The 21,812-nt window shown below is 62.3% G+C and carries 18 protein-coding genes; 8 read left to right on the top strand and 10 right to left on the bottom strand.

Going from position 1 to position 21,812, the window contains the following annotated elements; all coding sequences use genetic code 11:
• Positions 1 to 12: 12 nt before the first annotated feature.
• Positions 13 to 903, bottom strand: a complete 891-nt coding sequence (gene atpG / locus ACQZAB_RS02590; protein ID WP_428386826.1) for an ATP synthase F1 subunit gamma — start codon at positions 901 to 903, stop codon at positions 13 to 15.
• 84 nt (positions 904 to 987) lie between these two features.
• Entirely contained in the window at positions 988 to 2,319 is a 1,332-nt protein-coding gene (locus tag ACQZAB_RS02595) for a DEAD/DEAH box helicase (RefSeq protein ID WP_428386828.1), read from the bottom strand.
• Between the two features lie 104 nt (positions 2,320 to 2,423).
• Between ACQZAB_RS02595 and alr the strand changes: the two genes are divergently transcribed.
• Complete coding sequence (gene alr, locus ACQZAB_RS02600) at positions 2,424 to 3,641, top strand: alanine racemase (protein WP_428386830.1); 1,218 nt, start codon at positions 2,424 to 2,426, stop codon at positions 3,639 to 3,641.
• Here alr and ACQZAB_RS02605 read toward each other — a convergent pair.
• Both ACQZAB_RS02605 and ACQZAB_RS02610 read right to left on the bottom strand, forming a co-directional pair.
• On the bottom strand, positions 3,638 to 4,531 hold the full coding sequence (locus tag ACQZAB_RS02605; RefSeq protein ID WP_428386832.1) for an alpha/beta hydrolase: 894 nt from the start codon (positions 4,529 to 4,531) through the stop codon (positions 3,638 to 3,640). The two genes, alr and ACQZAB_RS02605, sit on opposite strands and share 4 nt — an antisense overlap.
• Before the next feature lie 33 nt (positions 4,532 to 4,564).
• Positions 4,565 to 5,575 carry a phosphotransferase family protein gene (locus ACQZAB_RS02610; RefSeq protein WP_428386834.1) on the bottom strand — a complete coding sequence of 337 codons (1,011 nt, stop codon included), beginning with the start codon at positions 5,573 to 5,575 and terminating at the stop codon, positions 4,565 to 4,567.
• A 113-nt stretch (positions 5,576 to 5,688) separates the two neighbouring features.
• On the opposite strand from ACQZAB_RS02610, the gene ACQZAB_RS02615 reads away from it, so the two are divergent.
• The gene (locus ACQZAB_RS02615) at positions 5,689 to 6,885 is read left to right on the top strand and encodes an aminopeptidase (protein ID WP_428386836.1); all 1,197 of its coding nucleotides are present in this window, start codon (positions 5,689 to 5,691) and stop codon (positions 6,883 to 6,885) included.
• A gap of 88 nt (positions 6,886 to 6,973) precedes the next feature.
• A complete protein-coding gene (locus ACQZAB_RS02620; RefSeq protein ID WP_428386838.1) occupies positions 6,974 to 7,684 on the top strand; it encodes a hypothetical protein in 711 nt (236 codons plus the stop codon).
• Positions 7,685 to 7,696: 12 nt separating this feature from the next.
• Here ACQZAB_RS02620 and acs read toward each other — a convergent pair whose 3' ends face one another.
• Both acs and ACQZAB_RS02630 read right to left on the bottom strand, forming a co-directional pair.
• Complete coding sequence (gene acs, locus ACQZAB_RS02625; RefSeq protein ID WP_428386839.1) at positions 7,697 to 9,700, bottom strand: acetate--CoA ligase; 2,004 nt, start codon at positions 9,698 to 9,700, stop codon at positions 7,697 to 7,699.
• A gap of 138 nt (positions 9,701 to 9,838) precedes the next feature.
• Complete coding sequence (locus tag ACQZAB_RS02630; protein WP_428386840.1) at positions 9,839 to 10,672, bottom strand: response regulator transcription factor; 834 nt, start codon at positions 10,670 to 10,672, stop codon at positions 9,839 to 9,841.
• Positions 10,673 to 10,911: 239 nt separating this feature from the next.
• Between ACQZAB_RS02630 and pyrH the strand changes: the two genes are divergently transcribed.
• The 4 genes from pyrH (at position 10,912) to ACQZAB_RS02650 (ending at position 15,321) form a co-directional block, all read left to right on the top strand.
• Positions 10,912 to 11,664: a UMP kinase gene (gene pyrH / locus ACQZAB_RS02635; RefSeq protein ID WP_428386841.1), complete on the top strand. Its 753-nt coding sequence runs from the start codon at positions 10,912 to 10,914 to the stop codon at positions 11,662 to 11,664.
• Positions 11,665 to 11,745: 81 nt separating this feature from the next.
• Entirely contained in the window at positions 11,746 to 12,312 is a 567-nt protein-coding gene (gene frr / locus ACQZAB_RS02640; RefSeq protein ID WP_428386842.1) for a ribosome recycling factor, read from the top strand.
• 181 nt (positions 12,313 to 12,493) lie between these two features.
• Positions 12,494 to 13,966, top strand: coding sequence for a radical SAM protein (locus tag ACQZAB_RS02645; RefSeq protein ID WP_428386843.1), 1,473 nt, complete (start codon positions 12,494 to 12,496; stop codon positions 13,964 to 13,966).
• 110 nt (positions 13,967 to 14,076) lie between these two features.
• Entirely contained in the window at positions 14,077 to 15,321 is a 1,245-nt protein-coding gene (locus ACQZAB_RS02650; RefSeq protein ID WP_428386844.1) for a hypothetical protein, read from the top strand.
• On the opposite strand, the gene ACQZAB_RS02655 is transcribed toward ACQZAB_RS02650, so the two are convergent.
• The 4 genes from ACQZAB_RS02655 to ACQZAB_RS02670 form a co-directional block, all read right to left on the bottom strand.
• Positions 15,269 to 15,745: a hypothetical protein gene (locus ACQZAB_RS02655; RefSeq protein ID WP_428386845.1), complete on the bottom strand. Its 477-nt coding sequence runs from the start codon at positions 15,743 to 15,745 to the stop codon at positions 15,269 to 15,271. The genes ACQZAB_RS02650 and ACQZAB_RS02655 overlap by 53 nt on opposite strands.
• Positions 15,746 to 15,793: 48 nt before the next feature.
• Positions 15,794 to 16,891 carry a hypothetical protein gene (locus ACQZAB_RS02660; protein ID WP_428386846.1) on the bottom strand — a complete coding sequence of 366 codons (1,098 nt, stop codon included), beginning with the start codon at positions 16,889 to 16,891 and terminating at the stop codon, positions 15,794 to 15,796.
• 88 nt (positions 16,892 to 16,979) lie between these two features.
• Complete coding sequence (locus tag ACQZAB_RS02665; RefSeq protein ID WP_428386847.1) at positions 16,980 to 18,152, bottom strand: L,D-transpeptidase family protein; 1,173 nt, start codon at positions 18,150 to 18,152, stop codon at positions 16,980 to 16,982.
• 59 nt (positions 18,153 to 18,211) lie between these two features.
• Positions 18,212 to 19,633 (bottom strand): replication-associated recombination protein A, encoded by a 1,422-nt coding sequence (locus ACQZAB_RS02670; protein WP_428386849.1) that lies wholly within the window; start codon positions 19,631 to 19,633, stop codon positions 18,212 to 18,214.
• A 198-nt stretch (positions 19,634 to 19,831) separates the two neighbouring features.
• Between ACQZAB_RS02670 and ACQZAB_RS02675 the strand changes: the two genes are divergently transcribed.
• Positions 19,832 to 21,697 (top strand): methyl-accepting chemotaxis protein, encoded by a 1,866-nt coding sequence (locus tag ACQZAB_RS02675; RefSeq protein WP_428386851.1) that lies wholly within the window; start codon positions 19,832 to 19,834, stop codon positions 21,695 to 21,697.
• Positions 21,698 to 21,812: the final 115 nt, after the last annotated feature.

Below are 21,812 nucleotides of genomic sequence, written 5' to 3' on the forward strand. Positions count from 1 at the left end.
CCTGAAAGCCGTTTAGCCGAGAGCAGCAGCGCCGCTGATGATCTCGGTCAGCTCGGTCGTGATCTGCGTCTGCCGGGCGCGGTTGTACATCCGCTTCAGGCTCTTGCCCATCTTCCCAGCAGCATCCGTCGCCGACTTCATCGCCACCATACGCGCCAGCTGCTCGCTCACCACCGCCTCGTTCAGCCGCTGGAACAACGCCGTGCGCACCGTCACCGGCAGCAACTCGGCAAGCAGCTCCTCCGGGTCGGGCGAATACTCGTAGATCGCCGATGGCCCCGCCGCCGCATCCGCAGCCGCTTCCTCACCCGCATCGACACTTGTGATCGGCAGCAACTGCGAGATCTGAGGCGTCTGCCGCGACATCGTCTCAAAACGCATCGACGCCACCAGAATCCGGTCAAACGCCCCCGCCTCGTAACGCTCCATGTAGTCGTTGGCCAGCGCTTCCACCGTCAGATACTCAGGCGTATCCCCGATCTGATCGTGAAATGACGCCACATCGATCTGGTTGAACTTGCAGTAAGCCTGACCCTTCTTCCCGATCAGCTCCACCTCGATCGGCTTGGTCGCCGCCCGCAGGTACTGCTGGGCCGTCCGCAGAACGTTGGCGTTATATCCGCCGCAAAGCCCACGGTTGGAAGTCACGATCAGAAGCAGCTCACGACCGGCCGGAGCACTCGGCTCAGCCAGCAGCGGATGCGTAATCTCCCCCGACGTCGCCACACTCGCGGCCAGCTGGCCAACCATGGCCTCGATCCGCTGGGTGTACGCCTTGGCCTCGGTCGCACGACGCTGCATCGCCTGGAAGCGCGCCGTCGCGATCATCTGCATCGTCTTGGTGATCCGCTGGATGTTGCGGACCGCCTTCATACGCGATTTGAGTTCTCTGCTGTTTGCCATGGGCTGGGGAGGATAGCAGGCCAGCGAGCAACGGCCAAAGCCGAACCGACAGGCCGGCGGCCAACATCAACCCGATCCGGGACCTCAGCGACCCCGACGACGAAGGCGCGAACCGAGCCGAGCCACCGGCTTGCCCTTGGGCACAACCCCGCCCGGGAACATCACCGCCAGCTGCTCAGGACTCAGCGCATTCGGATCAACCGGCCCACGATCCGCCTTCTCAGGCGTCCGATTGGCCTGATCCCGCTCCGCCTGAACACCCGCAGGAATCGGCCCCGGCTTGAAGCCCTCGTAGCTGATCGGCTCAATCAACGCCCCCGACAGCTTCTCGATGTCCGTCAGGCGCTGACCCTCTTCAGGCGTCACAAAGCTCCACGCCCGACCCCGCCGACCGGCCCGCGCCGTCCGCCCGATCCGGTGAATATACACCTCGGGGTCCTCAGGCAGGTCATAATTCACCACATCCGTGATGTGATCGATATCCAACCCCCGAGCCGCCAGGTCCGACGCGATCAGCACATCCACCTGCTTCTGCCGAAGCGAATTCATCACCTTGGTCCGCTTCGACTGATGCAGATCCCCATGAATCTCCCGTACCGCCACCCCCTTCTCACGCAGATACTGCGTGACCTTGTGCACCGTCGCCTTGGTCTTGCAGAAAACCACCGTCGTTTCCGGTTTTTCCTGCCGGATCATGTAAAGCAGCAGCGTCCGCTTGTCCCACGGCTCCACCGAGAAGTACTTCTGGTCGACCATGCTCACGGTCAGCGAACTGCCGACCGTCACGATCTTCTCAGCGTCCTCCTTCATGAACCGCCGGCCAAGCCGCTCAATGTCCTCGCTGATCGTCGCCGAAACAAAAATCGTCTGACGCTCATCAGGGCACTGCTTCAGGATCTGCCGGATGTCATCACGAAAGCCGATGTCCAGCATCCGATCGACCTCATCCAGCACCGCAAACCGGATCCGGTCAAAACGCAGCTGCCGCCGGCCATGCAGGTCCATGATCCGCCCGGGCGTCCCCACGATGATGTGACCCCCAGCCTCCATCGACTGCTGCTGCTTACGCATCGACTCCCCGCCGATGATGCAGGACACCTTGATCGGCGTGTCCTCCGCCAGCTTCTCGATCTCACCCGCCACCTGCACCGCCAGCTCCCGCGTCGGCGCCAGCACCAGCGCCTGCATCGGAATCTCAGGATCAGCCTTCTCGATCACAGGCAACGCAAACGCAGCCGTCTTCCCGCTGCCCGTCTTCGCCTGACCCATCACGTCCTTGCCCTTGAGAATGGGCGGGATCAGCTGCGCCTGGATCAACGTCGGATGCTCAAAACCCTTACGGCTGAGCGCAGCCAGGATCTCGTCACTGAGACCGAGGTCCGCAAAACGTACCGATTCATCAAACAAATCACTCATAAGTATCTGACTACACCAGAGTTGCTGCCAATGGGAAGGCTGCAACGGGGAGCACGCCTCTGCGAACATCGTAGCGGTTTCACCCGCCGTGGTACAAGAAGGCCGTGCCCGACGACCCTCACCAGCCAACACCCGACCCCCCAACGCTCGCTCCCACCCAGAGCCGGATCCAGGTCGATCGCGCCGCCCTCCGCGCCAACCTCAAGGCCTTCCGCGACCGGCTGGCCCCCAACGGCCGCATCGCCGCCGTCGTCAAGAAAGACGCCTACGGACTCGGCATCGACCAGGTCGTCCCCACGCTGCTCGACCAAGGCGTCGAAGCCCTCGCCGTCTACTCGGCCGACGAAGCCGAAGCCCTCCTGACCACAGCCCCCGACATCCCCATCATCACCCTCGGACCCATCGACCGCCTGCCAGCCGACTCGGCGCTCCGCCACGCCGCCCAACAAGGACGCCTCGAACCAACCCTCCACACACTCGAACAACTGTCCGATCTGGAGCAGGCCGCCAAAGCCGTCGGCCGCAAACTCCGCGTCCACATCTACCTCGACACCGGCATGAGCCGATCCGGCTTCGACGCCCAGGGGTTCAAAACCGCCGTCACCCGGGTCCTCGCCAGCCTCTCGGTCGGACTCGCCGGACTCCACACCCACCTCGCCACCGCCGATGGCGACCCATCTTTCGCGCGGCAACAACTCGATGCCTACCTCCGTGCCTGCGACCACCTCGCCGCCACCACCCCCCTGCCTGAGACCACCCTGCGCCACGTCGCCAATTCTTACGCCAGCCTCCGCGACACCGCCTACCACCTCGACATGATCCGCCCCGGCCTCGGCCTCTGCGGCTGCGGGTACGACGACCTCATCGACCAACCCCGCCTCACCACCACCGACCCGCTCACCCCCGTCGTCCGCTGGCTCACACCCATCCACCACGTCGCCACCTACCCCGCCAACACCCCCGTCGGCTACGGCTCCACCTGGACCACCCCCTCCCCCCGCACACTCGCCGTCGTCCCCATCGGCTACGGCGACGGCTACCCCGTCGCCCTCTCCAACAAAGCCTCCATGCGCGTCCGCCTGCCCGACGGCCAACACCTCGACGCCCCCGTCCGCGGCCGCGTCAACATGGACCAGGTCGTCATCGACATCACCGACTTCACCGGCAATCCCAAACACCTGCTTGGTGCCACCGTCGAAGCCATCTCCGCCGACAAAAACGCCCCCAACACCGTACCCCGCTTGGCCAAACTCGCCGGCACCCACAGCTACGAGATCCTCTGCCGCCTCTCACCAGTCATCCCCCGACTCGCCATCAACTAACCAGCCACCGGCTCGGTGTAGTGCCTCAGAAAAGCCGCGATTCGCTTATCAATACTCGGCCAGATCCGACGGCTGATCATGAAGTGATTCGCCCACGGCACCCGCAGCGTCTCCACATGCCCATGCTTCTTCAGCCCGACAAGCTTCTGGCTGTGATACGCCGCCGGCAGCGCGCTATCCAACCCACCCTCAATCATCAGAAGCGGCGCACAAAGATCCCCAATCACCTTCGATGGATCCGCAGACGCCAACTCGAAACCAACCTCCTCCGCCACCTGTTCAAAAGCCGCCCGCGCCACCTCCGCACCGATCGCCGGGATCCGCCGACGAAACGTCTCGATCGCCATCGGCAGATCCGCATAAGGCGCAATCGTCACCACCGCCACCACCCGCGGGTCACGCACCGCATGACGAATCGAAACCGCACCCCCCATCGAAAAACCCCACAAGCAGTACCGATCCCCAAGCCAACCCCGCCGCTCCGCCTCCGCCACCACCACGCTCACATCATCCGTCTCCACCGCCCCGATCGTCGAGGCCGCCCGCGTCGACCGGCCATGCCCCCTCTGATCCAACAGCAGCACGTCATGCCCCTGCCGCGCCATCGCCCGCGCATGCGGCAGGTGCATCTCCTTCAATTCCATCCACCCATGCAGCAACAACACCGGCGGCCGCTTGGGAACACCCTCAACCGCCGGCACCCGCATCAGCTGCGTCTTCACCCCATCCGCAAGTTCCACCACAGCCACCTCCGCCCCACGACGACGCGCGAACCAGTGCGCAGGCGTGCTGAACAACTGCCTTCCCGGATAGGACGGCCCATAAATCGCCATGCGCGCAACCTGACGCACAAAAAACAAAGCCGTCGGATTCACACGCTCTCGCGACATCGCCCTAGCTTAGGCCGATTGCCCCCCCAAGCCTCACACCCGCCGCTCCAGCAACTCCAGCGCCGCATGCACGTAAGCCGGATTCCCCTCCTCCTTCAACCGCAGCGGAACCACCATCGCCGTCAGCGCCCGATACGCCTCCGCCCACTCCGACCACTGCTCATCCACCTCAAAACCCTTGCTCCGCAGCTCCTTCGCCAGCTGATTGCACAGCTTCCTCCCACCCAGATGATCGGGAGCAGCCCAGTACAGATGCTCAAAGTAGATCGCATCCCGCAACCAGTGACCCGGATGCACCCTCGCGTAATCAAACAGCAACGCCGGCCCCTCCGGCGCCGGCTGCCTCGTCATCGCATTGCCCAGATGAAGATCGCCATGACACCACCCCGCCGCCGGCCGCTCCGCCCAGGTCGCCCCCCACGTCTCAACCTGCTTCCGTGAAGCCTTCAACGCAGCCTTCCACCGATCCGCCTCGGGAATCGCCCCATCCCTGACCTTCTTCCGAGCCCGCTCCAGCAGATCAAGCCAGTCACGCTCCGGCTCAACCTGCGACGCCGCTACCTCGATGTCATAAGTCGCCACATAAAAACGCGCCGCCGATTCAATCAGCAGATCAAACTCCGCCCCACCCCACGAACTCCCCAGCGGCCCGTGCTCCAGCCGCTCCATAATGACCCACGCCAGGTCGTAACCACCCACCATGTCACCGTCGGCATACAAACGCGGCGCAATATCGCTGTACCGCTGCAGCCGACGCATCCACAACCGCTCACGAGGCGGCACCGGCAGCTTCACCACCACCGGCACGGGATCACAGTCAGGCTCCACCCAATTCGCATAACCCGTGAGAGCACCGCCCCGCTGCCAGTCAGTCCGGAACCACGCAAGATCCCGCAGCCGATGCTCACACTGATCGATAAGTCGCTGACCAAGCTCAGAACCCAGGGGCCGCCAGTCCATCCCGCTCACGCCAGCCGGGTTCTGCGCCGCTTCTGCGGCCAGACGCGCCTGCTCGTTGTCCGAGGCATCCGGCGACTCAGTCATCAACCGCCACCCTAAGCCCACCCCCACGCTCTCGCAAGACCCCACTGCAGGAAGTCCAGCACCCGGCCGTGTACGATCGCATCAACCGAAGCTAACCCCCCCAGGACCCCACCATGCGCGACCCCCGCCTCACCAAACTCGCCGAAGTCATGGTCCATTACTCGACAGAGGTCCAGCCAGGCCAGATCGTCCGCATATCAGGCGATCCCGTCGGCCTCCCGCTCATCGAAGCCATCTACGAGCAATGCCTCAAAGCCGGCGCCCACCCCTACGTCAAACTCGCACCCGGTTCCATAGACGACCTCTTCTTCGCCCACGCCTCCGAAGTACAGCTCGGCTACGTCAGCCCGCTCGCCCTCCACGAAATCGAAACCATCGACGTCTCCATCGGCCTCTGGGCCGACACCAACACACGCTCCAAGAGCCGCGTCGATCCCAAACGCCTCGGCAAAGCCTCCTCCGCACGCAAACCCGTCTTCGAAAAGTTCCTCACCCGCGCCGCCGCCCACGACAAACCCGCGGACTACCCAGGCGTCAAGCCCCTCCGCTGGGTCGGCACCCAGTACCCCACGCTCGCCTCCGCCCAGGACGCCGAGATGTCCCTCACCGAATACGAAGACTTCGTCTTCTCCGCCGGCCACCTCGACGCCCCCAGCCCCGCCGAAGTCTGGAAGCAGATCAAGACCCGCCAGCAAAAACTCGCCGACTACCTCACCGGCAAGAAACACCTCCACTTCCAGGCCGCCAACGGCACCGACCTCCACGTCGATGTCGATGGCATGACCTGGGTCAACTGCTGCGGCGAATCCAACTTCCCCGACGGCGAGGTTTTCACCGGACCCAACCTCAAAGCCGCAGACGGCGGCGTCAACGGCGTCGTCCGCTACTCCTTCCCCGCCGTCTACAACGGCCGAGCCTGCGAAGGCGTCGAACTCACCTTCGAGCGCGGCCGCGTCGTCAAAGCCACCGCCGATAAAGGCGAGGCCTACCTCCTCGCCATGCTCGACCAGGACGACGGCGCCCGTAACCTCGGCGAAATCGCCATCGGCACCAACTACTCGATCACCGAGTTCTCCCGAAACACTCTCTTCGACGAGAAAATCGGCGGCACCTTCCACGCCGCCGTCGGCGAGGGCTACCCCGAAACCGGCAACACCAACAAATCCGGCCTCCACTGGGACATGGTCTGCGACCTCCGCTCACCCGAAAACGGTGGCGTCGAATCCGCAGGCGGCACCATCACCGTCGACGGCGAAGTCATCTCCAAAGACGGCCGCTTCGTCTTCGACGGCTGGCCCGCACCGAACTGAATCAAAATTGCCCAGAGTCACAACCCGGAACGATTGATTTGCAACCTGTAAAACCTTGTGGCTAAATATCTAAGCAAACAATCATCGCATGGGAGAGACCTCAGTGTTCAATCAGCAGACCCTCGCAGTCACCGCAGCCGCCGCACTGGCCGCCACCACGAGCCTCCACGCAGCCACGCTGCTCGGCCCCACCCCCTACCTCTCCTTTGCGGACAGCCCCTTCAATGGATCAGGCCTCCAGATCTTCCTCGAAGACTTCGAAGACCAGCTCTTCAACGCACCCGGCGTCACCGCGGTCAGCAACGCAGGCGGAACCCTCGCCGTCGACGGCGGAACCATCAACACCGACTCCGTCGACGGCGATGACGGCGTGATCGACGGCTTCGGTCGCGACGGCTTCGCACTCTCTGAAGCCAGCAACAACATCGGCACCGACAACCTCGGATACACCTTCACTTTCGATGCAGCCGCACTCGGCGGCCTGCCCACCCACGCCGGCATCGTCTGGACCGACGGCAGCCAAAGCGCCTCCACCCAAGTCGAGTTCTTTGGCCCCGGCGACGTCTCACTAGGCGTCATCGGCCCCATCAAGATCAGCGACAACTCCTTCGCCGGCGGAACCGCCGAAGACCACTTCTTCGGAGCCATCAACGCAGCCGGCATCGAGAGCTTCACCATCCGCTCACCCGGCGGGTTCAACAACCTCACCGTCGACCACCTGCAATATAACATCGTCCCCGAACCAGCAGCCCTCGCTGTACTGACCCTCGCAGGCCTGCCGCTAATCAGACGCCGCTAAAGCAGTAGAGAACTAGCCCTTCCCCTGCAGCTTCGCCAGGATGCTCACATCCTCAAGCGTCGTCATGTCCTGCGTGATCTCCTTGCCCGCCGCAATGTCACGCAGCAACCGACGCATGATCTTGCCCGACCGTGTCTTCGGCAGCGCATCCGTAAACCGCACCAGATCAGGCTTCGAGATCGGACCCAACTCCTTCGCCACGTGATCCCGGATCTCCTTGATCAGATCCTCAGACCCGTCCACACCACTCCGAAGCGTCACAAAGCTCGCAATCCCGGTGCCCTTGATCTCGTGCGGGAAACCCACCACCGCCGCCTCCGCCACCGCCGGATGCGACACCAGCGCCGACTCCACCTCCATCGTCCCGAGGTTGTGTCCCGCCACGACGATCACGTCGTCGATCCGGCCCATGATCCAGAAGTTGCCATCCTCATCCTTCCGCGCACCATCACCCGCCGTATAAAACCCCTCCACCTTGGTCCAGTAGGTGTCGATGAACCGCTGCCGATCACCATAGATGCCGCGAAGCATCGACGGCCACGGCTTCCGGATCACCAGAATCCCGCCGGCATTCGTCGGCATCTCCTCACCCTCCGAGTTCACCACCGCCGCATCGATCCCGAAGAACGGCCGCGTACACGAACCCGGTACCGTCGTCGTCGCGCCCGGCATAGGCGTCAGCATGTGACCACCGGTCTCCGTCTGCCACCACGTATCCACGATCGGACACTTCTCCGCGCCCACCACGTCGCGGTACCACATCCACGCCTCGGGGTTGATCGGCTCGCCCACCGTGCCCAACACCTTCAGCGATGACAGATCGTGCTTGTCCACATGCTCCCGGCCCCACTTCATGAAGGCACGGATCGCCGTCGGCGCCGTGTAGAACTTCGTCACCTTGTGACGCTCGATGATGTCCCAGAAACGATCCTTGTCCGGCGCATCCGGAGCCCCCTCGTACATCAGCGTCGGCACACGGTTCGGCAGCAGCCCGTAGATGATGTACGAGTGCCCGGTGATCCAACCAATGTCAGCCGTGCACCAGTAGACATCAGGCGACTCGGCCTCCGCCGTGGCCGGCTTCAGATCAAACGTCGTCCGCGCCGTCGCCGCCGTGTAAACCATGTAACCGCCGGTCGTGTGCATGATCCCCTTCGGCTTGCCGGTCGAACCCGACGTGTACAGGATGAACAGCAGGTCCTCCGCATCCATCTCCTCCGCAGGGCACACCGCATCAGCCTCTTTCTCGAGGTCATGCCACCAGTGATCCCGACCATCCACCATCGTCACGTCGTTCTTGCAACGCTCAAGCACAACAACCTTCTCGACCAGGTCCGTCATCGTCAGCGCTTCATCGACGTTGGCCTTGAGCGGAACCGGCTTGCCCCTCCGCCAGCCGCCATCGGCCGTCACGATGATCTTCGACTTCCCATCCTCCACACGATCACGGATCGCCGAAGCACTGAAACCACCAAAGATGATCGAGTGCGGAGCACCGATCCGCGCGCAGGCCAGCATCGCGATCGCCAGCTCGGGCACCATGGGCATGTAAAGCGTCACCACATCGCCCTTCTTCACGCCCAGATTCTTCAGCACATTCGCGAAACGGCTCACTTCCCCCAGCAGCTGCTTATAGGTGATCTGACGAATCTCCGGCTCGCCACCAGGCGTCGGCTCGCCCTCCCAGATGATCGCCGTCCGATCGCCCAGCCCCGCCTCAACCTGCCGATCGATGCAGTTGTAGCTCACGTTCGTCTTGGCACCCACAAACCACTTGGCGTCAGGAAGATCCCACTCCAGCACCCGATCCCACTTCTCAAACCAGTGAAGATCAGCCGCCTCCTCAGCCCAGAATTTTTCAGGATTCTCAACCGACGCCTTGTGCTGAGCCTCGTAGTCCTCAAGGCTCTTGACATGCGCCTGCGACGCAAACGCCGCAGGGGGCGGAAACTTCCGCTCCTCGTGCATGACCGATTCCATGGATTCCGCTTCGCCCGACGAGCCCGTCTGAGCCATCACAACGCTCCTCAATGATCAGCGTGTTCAAATCCGATCCGTCTGAAACAACCGCCCAACAGGATAACGCACCGCCGGGCCAAACAGGCAGCAGGTTAAAAATCCCGAAGAAAGCTGGCAAACCACGCAACTGGATGCTCAGACCACCGCAACGCCATCCCCGACTTCGCTCGGGTCTCGCAGCAACTCAGTCGATTCATGAATAAAACGAGCGAGCAACGCCGCACGGCTGCTCACATCGAACAAACGATAAAGCCGCTTCACATAATTGTGCACCGTATGCGGGCTGATCCCCAGACGCTCCGCAACCCGCTTCTCCGAATCCCCCTCCAACAGATAACGAAGGGTCTGACGCTGACGCTTGGTCAGCTGCGCCACCAGCCGGGGATCCACCCGCTGAACCTTCGGCTCCTCCCACTGAGACTCCGGATCAAAAATCGGCAGACAACCCAACGCGGCCTCCAGCAGCAGCCGATCCGCATCGGCAAACGCGCGCCGACCCACAGACCGACCCACACGAATCAGCACACGCGCACGATCACGCCCACGATGAAGGCCATAAAGCACCGACTCCATCGACCCGGGATACTCGGTCAGCCCGAGGTGCTCAAGAATCGCATGCTGCTCAGCCACCACCACGCGCCCCAGCATCCCCTCCAGCACCTCAACCGCGCGCTCATCAGCGAACTCATGCACCATCGAGCCCGGATGGCCGGGGTGAGCCGAGTCATCAGCCTGACCATTACCCCAGGCGGCCAGCACCCGCTCCTCGTCGTAATCATCGACGATGTGGCGACAACGATCCTTGATGACATACCCGCTCGTATGGGTCGTCGATTCGATCCACAAAGCCGAAATCCAGTCGGCATGCAGACACGCACAAAGCCCCGACAACGCCCTGTCCACGACCGGCCCCCCGGTCGCCATCAACTGACCCACCTCCACACAAACCTGTCCGAAAGTACGCCACATAAGCCCGAGACCTCTCCGAGATCCGCTCGAATGACCCGACAAACACGCTGTTTTGCGGATAGGCAAGGCTACTCGGATCAGCTCGAGATGTCGCTAACCTGTTGCGGGCAGTAGGCTTGCCCGCTTTAGGCGGGTTCGAAGAAGCCCGCCTGACCGGGTTGACCCCGGGGCCCGGGACGGCTCCAATGCCGGAAATCGGCCCGAAAACCCGCTCTTTGAACCCTCAAAGTTGACCCTTTATGACTGATTCCGTCCAAAAAAGCCCGGAAAACGCCGCCAAACCGCAGTATCAGCGGGTGCTCCTGAAGCTCTCCGGGGAGTCGCTGTGCAAGCCCGGGGCCTCCGGGATCGACCCCGAGGAGCTGTCGCTGATCGGCTCGGAGATCGTCAAGGCCGCCAAAGTCGGCACTCAGCTGGCCGTGGTGGTCGGGGGCGGAAACATGATCCGCGGGGCCTCGCTGGCGACCGAGGGCCAGATCGATCAGGCCACCGCCGACCAGATGGGCATGCTCGGGACCGTCATCAACGCCCTGGCCCTCAAGGAGGCTCTTGAACGGCTCGGGCAGCCGGCTCGTGTGCTGAGTGCCATCAATCTTTCGTCCGTCGCAGAGACCTTCATCCGTGCGCGCGCGATCCGGCACCTCGAAAAAGGCCGGGTGGTCATTTTCGCGGCGGGGACGGGCAACCCGTTTTTCACGACCGACTCGGCGGCGGCGCTGCGGGCCGCGGAGATCGGGGCCGACCTCGTGCTCAAGGCCACCAAGGTCGATGGCGTCTACGACAAGGACCCGGTCAAGCACGCCGACGCCAAACGGTACGAGAAGCTGACGTTCGATCAGGCGATCGACGAGCGGCTGGCCGTGATGGACCTGGCTGCGTTCACGATGTGCCAGCAGAACAGCATCCCGATCACGGTGTTCGACATGAAGACCCCGGGCAACATCGCCGCGGTGGTCTCGGGCGAGAGCCGGGGGACGCTGGTGACGCCCTGAGCTGCGACGATGGATGGCTCCGGATCCGCCGGGAGCACGCTAGACTGGGCGGCTCGCCCGGATGTTTGAAAGGATGTTCCGATGGACCTCGATGAAATCCAGATGCACGCCGAAGAGACGATGGATAAATCGCTCGATTACATGCGCAACGAGCTGAAGGGGGTCCGCACCGGCCGGGCGTCGACCGGGCTGGTCGAGTTCGTGAAGGTTCAGGTCTACGGATCGGAGACCGATCTGCGGAGCGTGGCGCTGATCAGCACACCCGAGCCGACGCAGATCCTGGTCAAGCCGTACGACGGCTCGACCGTTCAGGAGATCGCCAAGGGCATCGGTGCGGCCGGGCTGGGGCTGAACCCGGTGGTGGACGGCAAGCAGATCCGGATCACGATCCCGCCGCTGTCGGGCGACCGGCGCAAGCAGCTGGCGGCCTCGGTGAAACAGATGGGCGAGCAGGCCAAGGTCGCGATGCGCAACGCCCGGCGGGACGCCAACAAGCACATCGATCAGCTCGCCAAAGACAAGACCCAGCACATCAGCGAAGACGAGATCGAGAGCGCCAAGGAGGACATCCAGGCCCTGCTCAAGAAGCACGAGACGACGGTCGAGGAAGAAATCGCCAAGAAGACCAAAGAAGTCCAGGAAGTCTGACCCCCCCCACCCCCCACTCCCCCAGCCCCCCGCAACCCCCCTTCCCGATCCCGGCGTTCCCTCTGCCTATTCGCCACCGCGATCAGCCCGCTGGTTTCCCGCCAGATGGCCTCCTGATTCTCCAGATTCACGGGTGAGATGAGGCCGTGCTCCGGGGGGTGATCGACCCTACGATGTGGGCATGATCCGCTCGAATCCGCAACTTGGTGATGAACTGAAGATGGACGCTGTGATCGCCGGCGAGCACCGGCTGTCGCGGGAGGACGCCCTGCGGCTGTATCACGAGGCGTCGCTTCATGATCTGGGGCAGTGGGCCAGTGCGGTCTGCGATCGGATCCACGGGCCGATGACTCAGCCGGACGGCTCGCGCGGGCTGCGGACGTATGTGATCGATCGGAACATCAACTACACAAATGTGTGCTCGGCTCATTGCACGTTCTGCGCGTTCCGCAGAGATGAGGGGGACGAGGACAGCTATATCCTGACGACGGAGCAGCTTCACGAGAAGATTCGGGAGCTGGTGGACATCGGCGGGACGCAGATCCTGATGCAGGGTGGGATGCACCCCGGGCTGAATCTGGCCTGGTACGAGGAGCTGCTGCACGGGATCAAGGCGGAGTTTCCGCAGGTGCATGTGCACGGGTTTTCGCCGCCTGAGGTGGTGGAGTTCGTGGCGGTGCTGGAGCTGGAGGGCTATCCGACCACCGATCCGAAGAAGAGCCATGAGTTGTCGGATGAGGTCTGGCAGGCCAAGTTGGAAGCGGTGCTGCGTCGTCTAATGGACGCGGGTCTGGACTCGCTGCCGGGTGGGGGCGGGGAGATCTTTGCGCCGCATGTTCGTCGGCGGATCGGGTTGGGCAAGGCGACGGATACGCAGTGGCTAGATGTGATGTCGTGTGCTCATCGGCTGGGGATGAAGACCTCGGCGACGATGATGTTCGGGCACATCGAGGGCGTGGCGGATCGGATCGATCACATGGCTCGGGTGCGGGAGCGTCAGGACCTGGCGCTGGCGGGGAACTGGCCGGGGCATTACTTGAGTTTCATCGCGTGGCCGTTCCAGCGGGAGAACACGCCCCTGGGTCGGGTGCCGGATTACGACCGGGAGGCGGGCGAGCCGTTCCCGGGGGACGTGCTGGCCGATCTGGTTTACAGCGGGGAGCTCGACCCGAACGACAAGAAGGCGTGCGACGCGGCGGTACCTGAGGCGGGGAAGGTGGTGCGGATGGCGGGGGCTTCGGAGTACCTGCGTATGCAGGCGATCAGCCGGTTGTTCCTGGACAACATCCATTCGATCGGGTCGTCGTGGGTGACGATGGGGCCCAAGATCGGGCAGCTTGCTTTGTATTACGGGGCGAACGACATGGGCTCGGTGATGATGGAGGAGAACGTGGTGTCGGCGGCGGGCACGACGTATTGCCTGACGGAGCCTTACCTGTGCCATCTGATCCGGACGGCGGGGTTCACGCCGGCGCAGCGTGACAACACATATCGGATCCTCAAGACGCATCCGGGTGAAGATGGGCAGGCACCGGACCAGCTGGTGACGGACTGGTCGACGCAGCGTGAATCGAAGCTGCATGTGGAGTCGGAGGGATCGCCTCAGCCGGCGAGCCCGCAGACGCCTGTGACGCTGACGATCGGGGATGTCTGAGAACTGTCGGGCCTAGCGGCTTTCGATCAAGCTGGGCAGAAAATGCTGGCCAGTTCGAGCGGAATGGCTAGATTGGGTGTCTGAGGGATTTCTTCCAGGAGGTATGAAAGATGTCGAAGGCGTTGACGACCCAGTTTGCTCTGTTTGCTGCGTTGGCTTTGAGTTCGTCAGCGATGGCGTTGGAGGTGCCCAAGGAGGGCTCGTTTATCGTGCTGCTGGGTAATCAGGGCGGTTCCGAGCCTTGGGGCGCTGAACTCATCTTGAATGTGGAGGATGCGGTCGCGGCGAGCGTGACGCTGCCGGACGGGTCGCTGGTCCCGCTGACGGCTGAGGGGGATGGTGAGTTTTTTGCGGAGTCTGATCCTGAGGCGCTGCTTGCTGATCTGCTCGATGGGACGGGTGTGCCGGGCAGTGACACGTGGTCGATCAGCGTGGTTTATCCGGGGTCGGTGACGGGGACCTACAGCTTTCAGGCGCAGCTACAGTCGTCGGTGATGGCTTCGGACCTGCCGGATCCCGGGTTGATCCTGAGCCCGCCTGATGGGGCGTTTCTCACGGAGGGACCGGCGTCGCTGATCTGGAACGAGCCGGCGGATGCGGCGTTGGCCGATCTGGTGCTTGCCCGGGTGGAGGGCTTTGTTCCGGATGCCGGGTTTGCGGATGTGCTGGACGCGAACACGTTGGATGGCTCGCTGGTGCTGAACCCCGGTTCGAATCTGGAGAGTGTGGCGATCCCGGGTCCGCTGGCTCCCGGGTTCTATGACGCGGCGGTGGAGTACATCCGTTTTCTGGATCCGGTGGACATCGGGTTGTCGGCGATCAGCAACCTGAGCGGTCCGGCGGTTGATTGGGTGCTGCCGCCTGAGGCGAGCGGGGTGGCGTGGCCGGCGGGCGCGCCGCTGGTGGCGGGGATTGGGTCTGCGGAGCATCAGTTCGAGATTTTGGAGGTGATCCTGCTGGGTGACTTCGATGATTCCGGCGATCTGACTTCTGCCGATCTGGAAATGCTATATGACGCGGTGCGGTTCGGGACGTTTGACAACGCGTTTGATCTGGATGGCAGTTCGTTTTTTGATGCGGGGGATATCGCGTTCTGGCTAAACCTGTTCGGCACGACGCCGGGCGATGCGAACCTGGATCTGAATGTGGACCTGATCGATCTGTCGACGCTGGCCACGAACTTTGGCGGTGCGGCGACGGCGTATGCGCAGGCGGACTTCAACGCGGATGGGGTGGTCGATCTGATTGATCTGTCGACGCTGGCGACGAACTTCGGGTTTTCGGGGAGTGTGCCGGAGCCGGCTAGCGGGTTGGTGTTGCTCGGGGCCGGAGCCTTGCTGCGGCGGCGAGGGTGAGGAGGGGCAGCGCAGCGGGCTCGGGGACGAGCGGGCTGCTGTTGTCGAAACCGAAGTGGGTGGCGAGGATGGAGAGGTCGATGAGGTCGACGGTGCCGGAGCCGTCGAAGTCGCCTTGGGCGTAGTCTCCGGGGCCGCCAAAGTGGGTGGCGAGGTTGCTGAGGTCGATGAGGTCGATGCGGCGGTCGAGGTTGGTGTCGCCAGGCTGGGTCCATTTGACCCAGTTCAGCCAGAGGTTGAGGTCGTCTGCGTCGACGGTGCCGGAGTCGTCGAGGTCTGCGGATTCGTCGCCGGTGCCGAATCGAGCTGTGATGTAGGCGAGGTCGGCGTGGTCAAGGGTGTCGGATTGGTCGAAGTCACCAGGTAGGTAGCTGAGGTCGTAGACAGACACGCCCTCCGCATTGCTGATGATCAAATCATTCACCCGAAAATCCATGTCACCGATACCTAGTACAGGGAGCCATGCCAGCAGCTAGCCGTCTTCGCGATCAAAGAGGTATATTCCTACTGGCCCGAGTAAGGTAGGGGTACGATACCCAGGCACAGCAAACTGCGACCGGGGGTCGTAGAGGGTACTACCCATCACAGCTACATATTTTTCACCTATAGCTACTGAGCGGCCATAATAACCTGTCGTTGACGTGCCGGACATCTGGTGTATATCATCGGGGAAAGGATATAAATCAGCTATTAAATCACCATTATCGTTATCAAAAAGATATGCACGGCCGAATTCTGAAGCCACCGAACGATTGCCGTTTATGGCAACACGCGACCCTAGGTACAGATCTTCGTTGGAGTACTGCGTTGCAGGTTGCCACTTAAATTGTCTTTCCATAGTAGTTATATCGTACAAATAGACAGATCCTCTACTAGTGAAGTGTCTATCTTGATTTAAATCGATACCTGCTACAAGCATCTGATTACCGTCTATATCAAGACCCCATCCAAATCTCTGCTCAGCGGGGACTAACTCACCGGCACAGCCACGGCACTGCTTTGGGACGAGCTCGGACGGCCTAACTATCTGTGACGGCGCATCATTCTCAAGATTAATTATATGCAATACACCGGATTCCTCCTCGTGGTCTGAACCGACTACTAAGAGGTTACCGTCTATACTTATATGTTCACCAATCGCACTGTAGAATTTATTGCTGAACGCTTGGCTGCCTGTATTTATCCAGCTGCCATTAGCTACATCAAACCCATAGAAAAATACTTCTTGATGTGCCGAAATCGCAACTCCACTTTCTCCTATCGCGACCTGCTGCCCGTAGCGTGAAGTAGATTCACCAGTTGGCGGCATAAAAATTTGAAGCACTTCAGCTGTTTGATAATTGAATAATATTGCCAGTTGTGGTGTAGGAGCATCGGGGTTATAAGCGTCAGAGCCACCTACTAGTAGGTAATCTCCGTACCAATCGAGGCTATAGCCGTATCCAGATTGAACTGCCACTGCTTCGGGTGGCAGAAACTGCTTTACAGGAGAAAGCCAATCAGCATCTGCAACTCCAGAGCCCAACACACATATCCCCCAAAATGCACAAATCGCAGAGCCTGCACGCATGAGACCGCTCCTCCGGACCGTGGCGGTCCAGAAGATAGGTTACTCCGATATGTGGTTGACTCCAAGGGAGAGTTGCGGTTTGGTGGGTTTATTCGCGGATTTCGACGGTGCTGTCGCCGCTGGCGAGCATGAAGTAGAGGAGTTCGATGTCTTCGTCGCGGAGGCGGACGCAGCCCATGGAGGCCTGGGAGCCGATGGAGTCGGGTTCGATGGTGCCGTGGATGCCATAGCCGCGTTGGCCGGCGGTCTGGGCGTCCATGCCTTCGAGGGCGATCCAGTAGTTGCCGATGGGGTTGGCGGGGTCGTCGCGGCTGTAGTACTCGCCGGTTCGGGGGTTGCGCCAGTCGGGGTTGATGACTTTGCGGCCGGGCTCGACGAGCCACATGCCGTCGGGGGTGGAGTCGTTTTCGCCGAGGCCGACGGGGAAGGAGATGACGTGGACGGGTTCGCCCTGGGGGTCGCGGCCGAAGACGTCCATAACGTACTGGCTGCGGACGACGCGGACGTGGAGGGGTCCGCGGAGGACTTTGAGGTATTGGCCGGCGCGGATGCGGTTGGCTTCGATGCCGTTGATGCGTTCGATGAGCTGGTAGGGGATGTCGTAGCGGGGGCCGATGCGCGAGAGGAAGTCGCCCGGCTGGATGCGGTAGCGTTCGGCGAGGTCGTCGCCTGGTGTGACGCGGTCGGTGAAGACGAGTTCGGCGTTGATGTCGGCGAGTTGTCCGCGGAGGACGTCGGCGATGGGCTTGGCGGGGACTTCTTCGGTGTAGAGCGCTCGGCTGAGTACGCGGCGGGCTTCGAGGAGGTTGTTGGCTTCCATCAGCTCGGCGGCCTGGGCGATGGCGGGCTCGGTCTGGGGGTCGATCTGGGGCTGCCAGGGGGCGGAGGCTTCGGGGACGGAGGCAATGAGGGGCTCGCCGTCGGTGGCGACGAGCGTGGTGATCTGGGTGTTCGACGACGGGGCGGGCGGTTCGGTTGGCTCGGGCTCAGGGATGACGACGGGTCGTCCGTCGAGGCGGAGGGTGTTAACCGGGGGTGAGGGCGGGGTGGTTTGGGTGGTGGTATCGGGTGTGGCGGAGGCGTCGGCCTGTTGGGGGGTGTCGTCGGTGCCGAATCCGGTGAGGGCGTAGATGAGGATGCCGACAACGGCGAGGAGGAGGATCAGGACGAGCCAGGAGCGTTTGGCCCCGCGGCGTCGGCGGCCGGAGACGCGGTAGAGCCTGTCCATCCCCGGGCGTGGTGATTGTGATCCCAAAACCATGGTGCGACCTCCATGCTCGCTGACCGGGGTGTTTCCGGGTTAGCGGTGTTCCTTGCCCGCTATTCCTGATTCGGCGAATTGGGGCTTCCTACGCCATCCGCCGGGTGGTCTGTCTCTGACAGCGTAGCACCCTGATCGGGGTTTTCGGAGAGGTTTTGGGCTTGTCGGTCGGCGATCCAGGCGAGAAATCGGCTGATGCGCTGCTCGTGGCCGCGTTGGGTGGGGGTGTAGTAGGTTTTGTCGACGCCGAGGTATTGCTGAGCGACGTGGCCGTCGGGGTCGTTGTGGGCGTACCGATAACCAACCCCCCTGCCGAGCTGTTTGGCGACGGCGTAGTGGCCGTCTTTGAGGTGTTTGGGGACGGGCTGGGTGCGTTGGTGTTTGGCGTCGGACATGGCGGACCAGATGGCGACGGCGGAGGCGTTGGATTTGGGGGCGGTGGCCATGTAGATGGCGGCCTGTCCGAGGGTGAGCTGGCACTCGGGCATGCCGATGCGGTGGGTGATGTCGTAGGCGGCGGCGGCGACCTGGATGGCCTGGGGGTCGGCGTTGCCGATGTCTTCGGAGGCGAGGATGGCGATGCGTCGAGCGATGAACATGGGGTCTTCGCCGGCGGTGAGCATGCGTGCGAGCCAGTAGATGGCGGCGTCGGGGTCGGAGCCGCGCATGGCTTTGATGAAGGCGGAGATGGTGTCGTAGTGCTCGTCGCCGGTGCCGTCGTAGACGACGGCTTTCTGCTGGATGGATTGTTCGGCGAGGGCGAGGTCGATGACGAGGGGTTGGCCGTTGGGTTCGGGCTTTTCGCTGAGGACGGCGACTTCGAGGGCGGTGAGGGCTCGGCGGCCGTCGCCATCGCTGGCCATGGCCCAGTGTTCGACGGCTTCGGGTGTGAGTTCGATGGGGAGTTGGCCGAAGCCGCGGTCGGTGTCTTGGAGGGCTCGGGTGAGGAGGGTTTGGATCTCGGCTTCGTCGAGGGGCTGGAACTCGAACACGTGGGAGCGGCTGACGAGGGGTGCGTTGACGGCGAAGAAGGGGTTTTCGGTGGTGGCGCCGATGAGGGTGATGATGCCTGACTCGACGTCGCCTAGGAGGACGTCCTGCTGGGCGCGGTTGAAGCGGTGGATCTCGTCGAGGAAGAGGATGGTGCGCTGTTCGTGGAGTTCGAGGTGGCTGCGGGCGCGGTCGAGGATTTCGCGGACCTGTTTGACGCCGATGGTCGTGGCGTTGGCCTGCTCGAAGCGGCGGGCGGTGTGGGCGGCGAGGAGGGTGGCGAGGCTGGTCTTGCCGGTGCCGGGCGGGCCGCAGAAGAGGGCGGAGGCGAGGCGGTCGGCTTCGAGGAGGCGTCGGAGGAGTTTGCCCGGTCCGAGGAAGTGCTGCTGTCCGACGAACTCGTCGAGGTTTCGGGGGCGCATGCGGGCTGCGAGGGGTTGGGCGGCCTGGCGTCTTCTAGCGCGTCTATCTGACCAGAGATCGTTAGGCATACTCGTATCCGGAGCGATCTTCACTCAAAACCTTCAAATCATTCGAGAGTTAGCCTGCGACCGGGTTAACCGGACGAGTTGGCCGTTTTATCCAAAGTTGCCGTCATCCACTGCATCGCTCGTAACTGAGGACCGATTCGTGTGCTGTCGAACGGTTCGTTCTCAGTTTACGCACAGGGACAGGCAATGCTCAGCATGATGAAACGGCTCAGTCTCAGCTTCAAGATCATCGCGGCGGCGACGGCGATCATGGTCAGCATTCTGGCGATCAACTACCTGCTCATTGTGATGAGCTACCGTGATGCGGCGGAGGATGCCCTGGTTGAGAAGGCGGCGGCTTTCACGGCGGCGGCGGATGCGGCGAAGAATCATGCCTCGCTGCTGTCTGACCAGGAGGTTTTCAACCGTGAAGAGCTTTCGGCAGAGTTGCAGCGTGATCTCGCATCGGGCGGGGACTATTCAGAATCACGGGCGTTCAACACGATTCCAGTGGTTGCCGGGTGGAAGGCGGCGCAGGAGGCTGCTGCCAAGGAGGACATCGAGTTCCATGTGAAGGCTTTTAATGCGAGGAACTCTAGCAATGAGCCTTCGGCGGGTAGTTTTGAGCACGAGCTTCTGGCTGATCTGACCGAGGGTTATGTATCGGTGGATCAGCGGACGATTCATCGGATCGATGAGGCGACCAACACGCTGCACTACCTGCGGGCGATCGAGCTGACGCAGGACTGCATGAGTTGCCATGGCGATCCGGCGACGTCGAGGACGGGGGATGGGAAGGACCCGCTGGGTTTTGCCATGGAGGACTGGCAGGTCGGCGACATGCATGGTGCTTATCACGTGGTGATGCCGCTGGAGCCGGTGGAGGCGAATGTGAACGCCTTTGTGGGGAGGGGGCTTCTGTTTACGGTTCCGTTGCTTGTGGGTGCATGTCTTGCGCTGGCTTTGCTGCTGCGATACACCTTTGCCAGGCCGGTCCTGGGTCTGGTTGAGCGCTTGGAAGACATTGCGGAGGGTGATGGCGATCTGACCAAGCGTGTGGATGAGAACCGTGGCGACGAGCTTGGCAGGCTTGGCAAGTCCTTCAACAAGTTCGTTCAGAAGATTCACGATCTGGTTGCCTCGGTGCAGGGTGCTTCTCAGGAGGTTGCGGCGGCATCGACGGAGATCGCGGCTTCATCGGAGGAGATCTCGCAGGGACTGCTCGGTCAGCAGAAGCAGGTGACGCAGATTTCGGCGGCGGCGGAGCAGATGTCGGTTTCCGTGGCGGCGGTGGCCGATCATGCGTCGGACGGTCTCGCCAAGGTTCAGCAGGCCGACACCAATGCATCGGAGGGTGTCTCGGTGGTTGAGCAGACCATTGAGGACATGCGTGAGATCGCAGAAGCGGTGAAATCGGCGGGAAGTTGTATTGAGGATCTTGGCAGACGGAGCGAGCAGATTGGTGAGATTGTGGAGGTCATCAATGACATTGCTGATCAGACCAATCTGCTGGCACTGAACGCGGCCATCGAGGCGGCTCGAGCCGGCGAGCATGGCCGAGGTTTTGCGGTGGTGGCTGACGAGGTTCGAAAACTTGCTGACAGGACCACCAAGGCGACCGAAGAGATTGCGCAGTCGATCGACGCCATTCAACAGGGCACTGGTGAGGCTGTGGAGCGGATGCAGACGGGCAGCCAGCGGGTTGACCAGGGGGTTGAGAGGGCGAGCACCGCGGGCAGGAGTCTGACGGCCATTGCCTCCGGCTCGCGGGAGGTGGAGCAGATCGTGTCATCGATTGCGACTTCGAGCAAGGAACAGGCCTCGGCGTCCCAGAGTGTGACGGAGTCGATCAGTTGTATGACGGCCGTGATCTCTGAGTCTGCTGAGGGCTCGAAGCAGGCTGCGGAGGCCGTGACGCTTCTCTCTATGAAGGCTGAGCAGCTGAATGCTCTGATTGAGCGTTTCAAGCTGGCGGCTCAGGACCGGCGTCACAATGAGGGTCCGGTGCCCAAGCACATTCAGGACCAGCGTCTGGACATTGTGGGCCCGAGTGAGGCCTTGCATCAACGGGTGGCTCATGAGTAGCCATTGAGGCAACTGAGGACCTTGTGTGCGGGGCGTTACGCGCGTCGAAGAACGTTCGTAACGTTCCAGGCGTGCAAGCATCCAAACAAGTCAGCACGTTGCAGATGTGCCAGAC

The sequence above is a fragment of the Mucisphaera sp. genome (assembly GCF_965279675.1).
Lineage (GTDB): Bacteria > Planctomycetota > Phycisphaerae > Phycisphaerales > Phycisphaeraceae > Mucisphaera.

What these genes read in the sequence shown, in the direction of transcription:
- ACQZAB_RS02665 (WP_428386847.1), bottom strand. Translation starts at nt 18,152, where the DNA reads ATGGTTTTGGGATCACAATCACCACGCCCGGGGATGGACAGGCTCTAC.
- ACQZAB_RS02610 (WP_428386834.1), bottom strand. Translation starts at nt 5,575, where the DNA reads ATGACTGAGTCGCCGGATGCCTCGGACAACGAGCAGGCGCGTCTGGCC.
- ACQZAB_RS02670 (WP_428386849.1), bottom strand. Translation starts at nt 19,633, where the DNA reads ATGCCTAACGATCTCTGGTCAGATAGACGCGCTAGAAGACGCCAGGCC.
- ACQZAB_RS02650 (WP_428386844.1), top strand. Translation starts at nt 14,077, where the DNA reads ATGTCGAAGGCGTTGACGACCCAGTTTGCTCTGTTTGCTGCGTTGGCT.
- frr (WP_428386842.1), top strand. Translation starts at nt 11,746, where the DNA reads ATGGACCTCGATGAAATCCAGATGCACGCCGAAGAGACGATGGATAAA.
- ACQZAB_RS02595 (WP_428386828.1), bottom strand. Translation starts at nt 2,319, where the DNA reads ATGAGTGATTTGTTTGATGAATCGGTACGTTTTGCGGACCTCGGTCTC.
- ACQZAB_RS02645 (WP_428386843.1), top strand. Translation starts at nt 12,494, where the DNA reads ATGATCCGCTCGAATCCGCAACTTGGTGATGAACTGAAGATGGACGCT.
- atpG (WP_428386826.1), bottom strand. Translation starts at nt 903, where the DNA reads ATGGCAAACAGCAGAGAACTCAAATCGCGTATGAAGGCGGTCCGCAAC.
- ACQZAB_RS02660 (WP_428386846.1), bottom strand. Translation starts at nt 16,891, where the DNA reads ATGCGTGCAGGCTCTGCGATTTGTGCATTTTGGGGGATATGTGTGTTG.
- ACQZAB_RS02675 (WP_428386851.1), top strand. Translation starts at nt 19,832, where the DNA reads ATGAAACGGCTCAGTCTCAGCTTCAAGATCATCGCGGCGGCGACGGCG.
- ACQZAB_RS02615 (WP_428386836.1), top strand. Translation starts at nt 5,689, where the DNA reads ATGCGCGACCCCCGCCTCACCAAACTCGCCGAAGTCATGGTCCATTAC.
- acs (WP_428386839.1), bottom strand. Translation starts at nt 9,700, where the DNA reads ATGGCTCAGACGGGCTCGTCGGGCGAAGCGGAATCCATGGAATCGGTC.
- ACQZAB_RS02605 (WP_428386832.1), bottom strand. Translation starts at nt 4,531, where the DNA reads ATGTCGCGAGAGCGTGTGAATCCGACGGCTTTGTTTTTTGTGCGTCAG.
- ACQZAB_RS02630 (WP_428386840.1), bottom strand. Translation starts at nt 10,672, where the DNA reads ATGTGGCGTACTTTCGGACAGGTTTGTGTGGAGGTGGGTCAGTTGATG.
- pyrH (WP_428386841.1), top strand. Translation starts at nt 10,912, where the DNA reads ATGACTGATTCCGTCCAAAAAAGCCCGGAAAACGCCGCCAAACCGCAG.
- ACQZAB_RS02620 (WP_428386838.1), top strand. Translation starts at nt 6,974, where the DNA reads ATGGGAGAGACCTCAGTGTTCAATCAGCAGACCCTCGCAGTCACCGCA.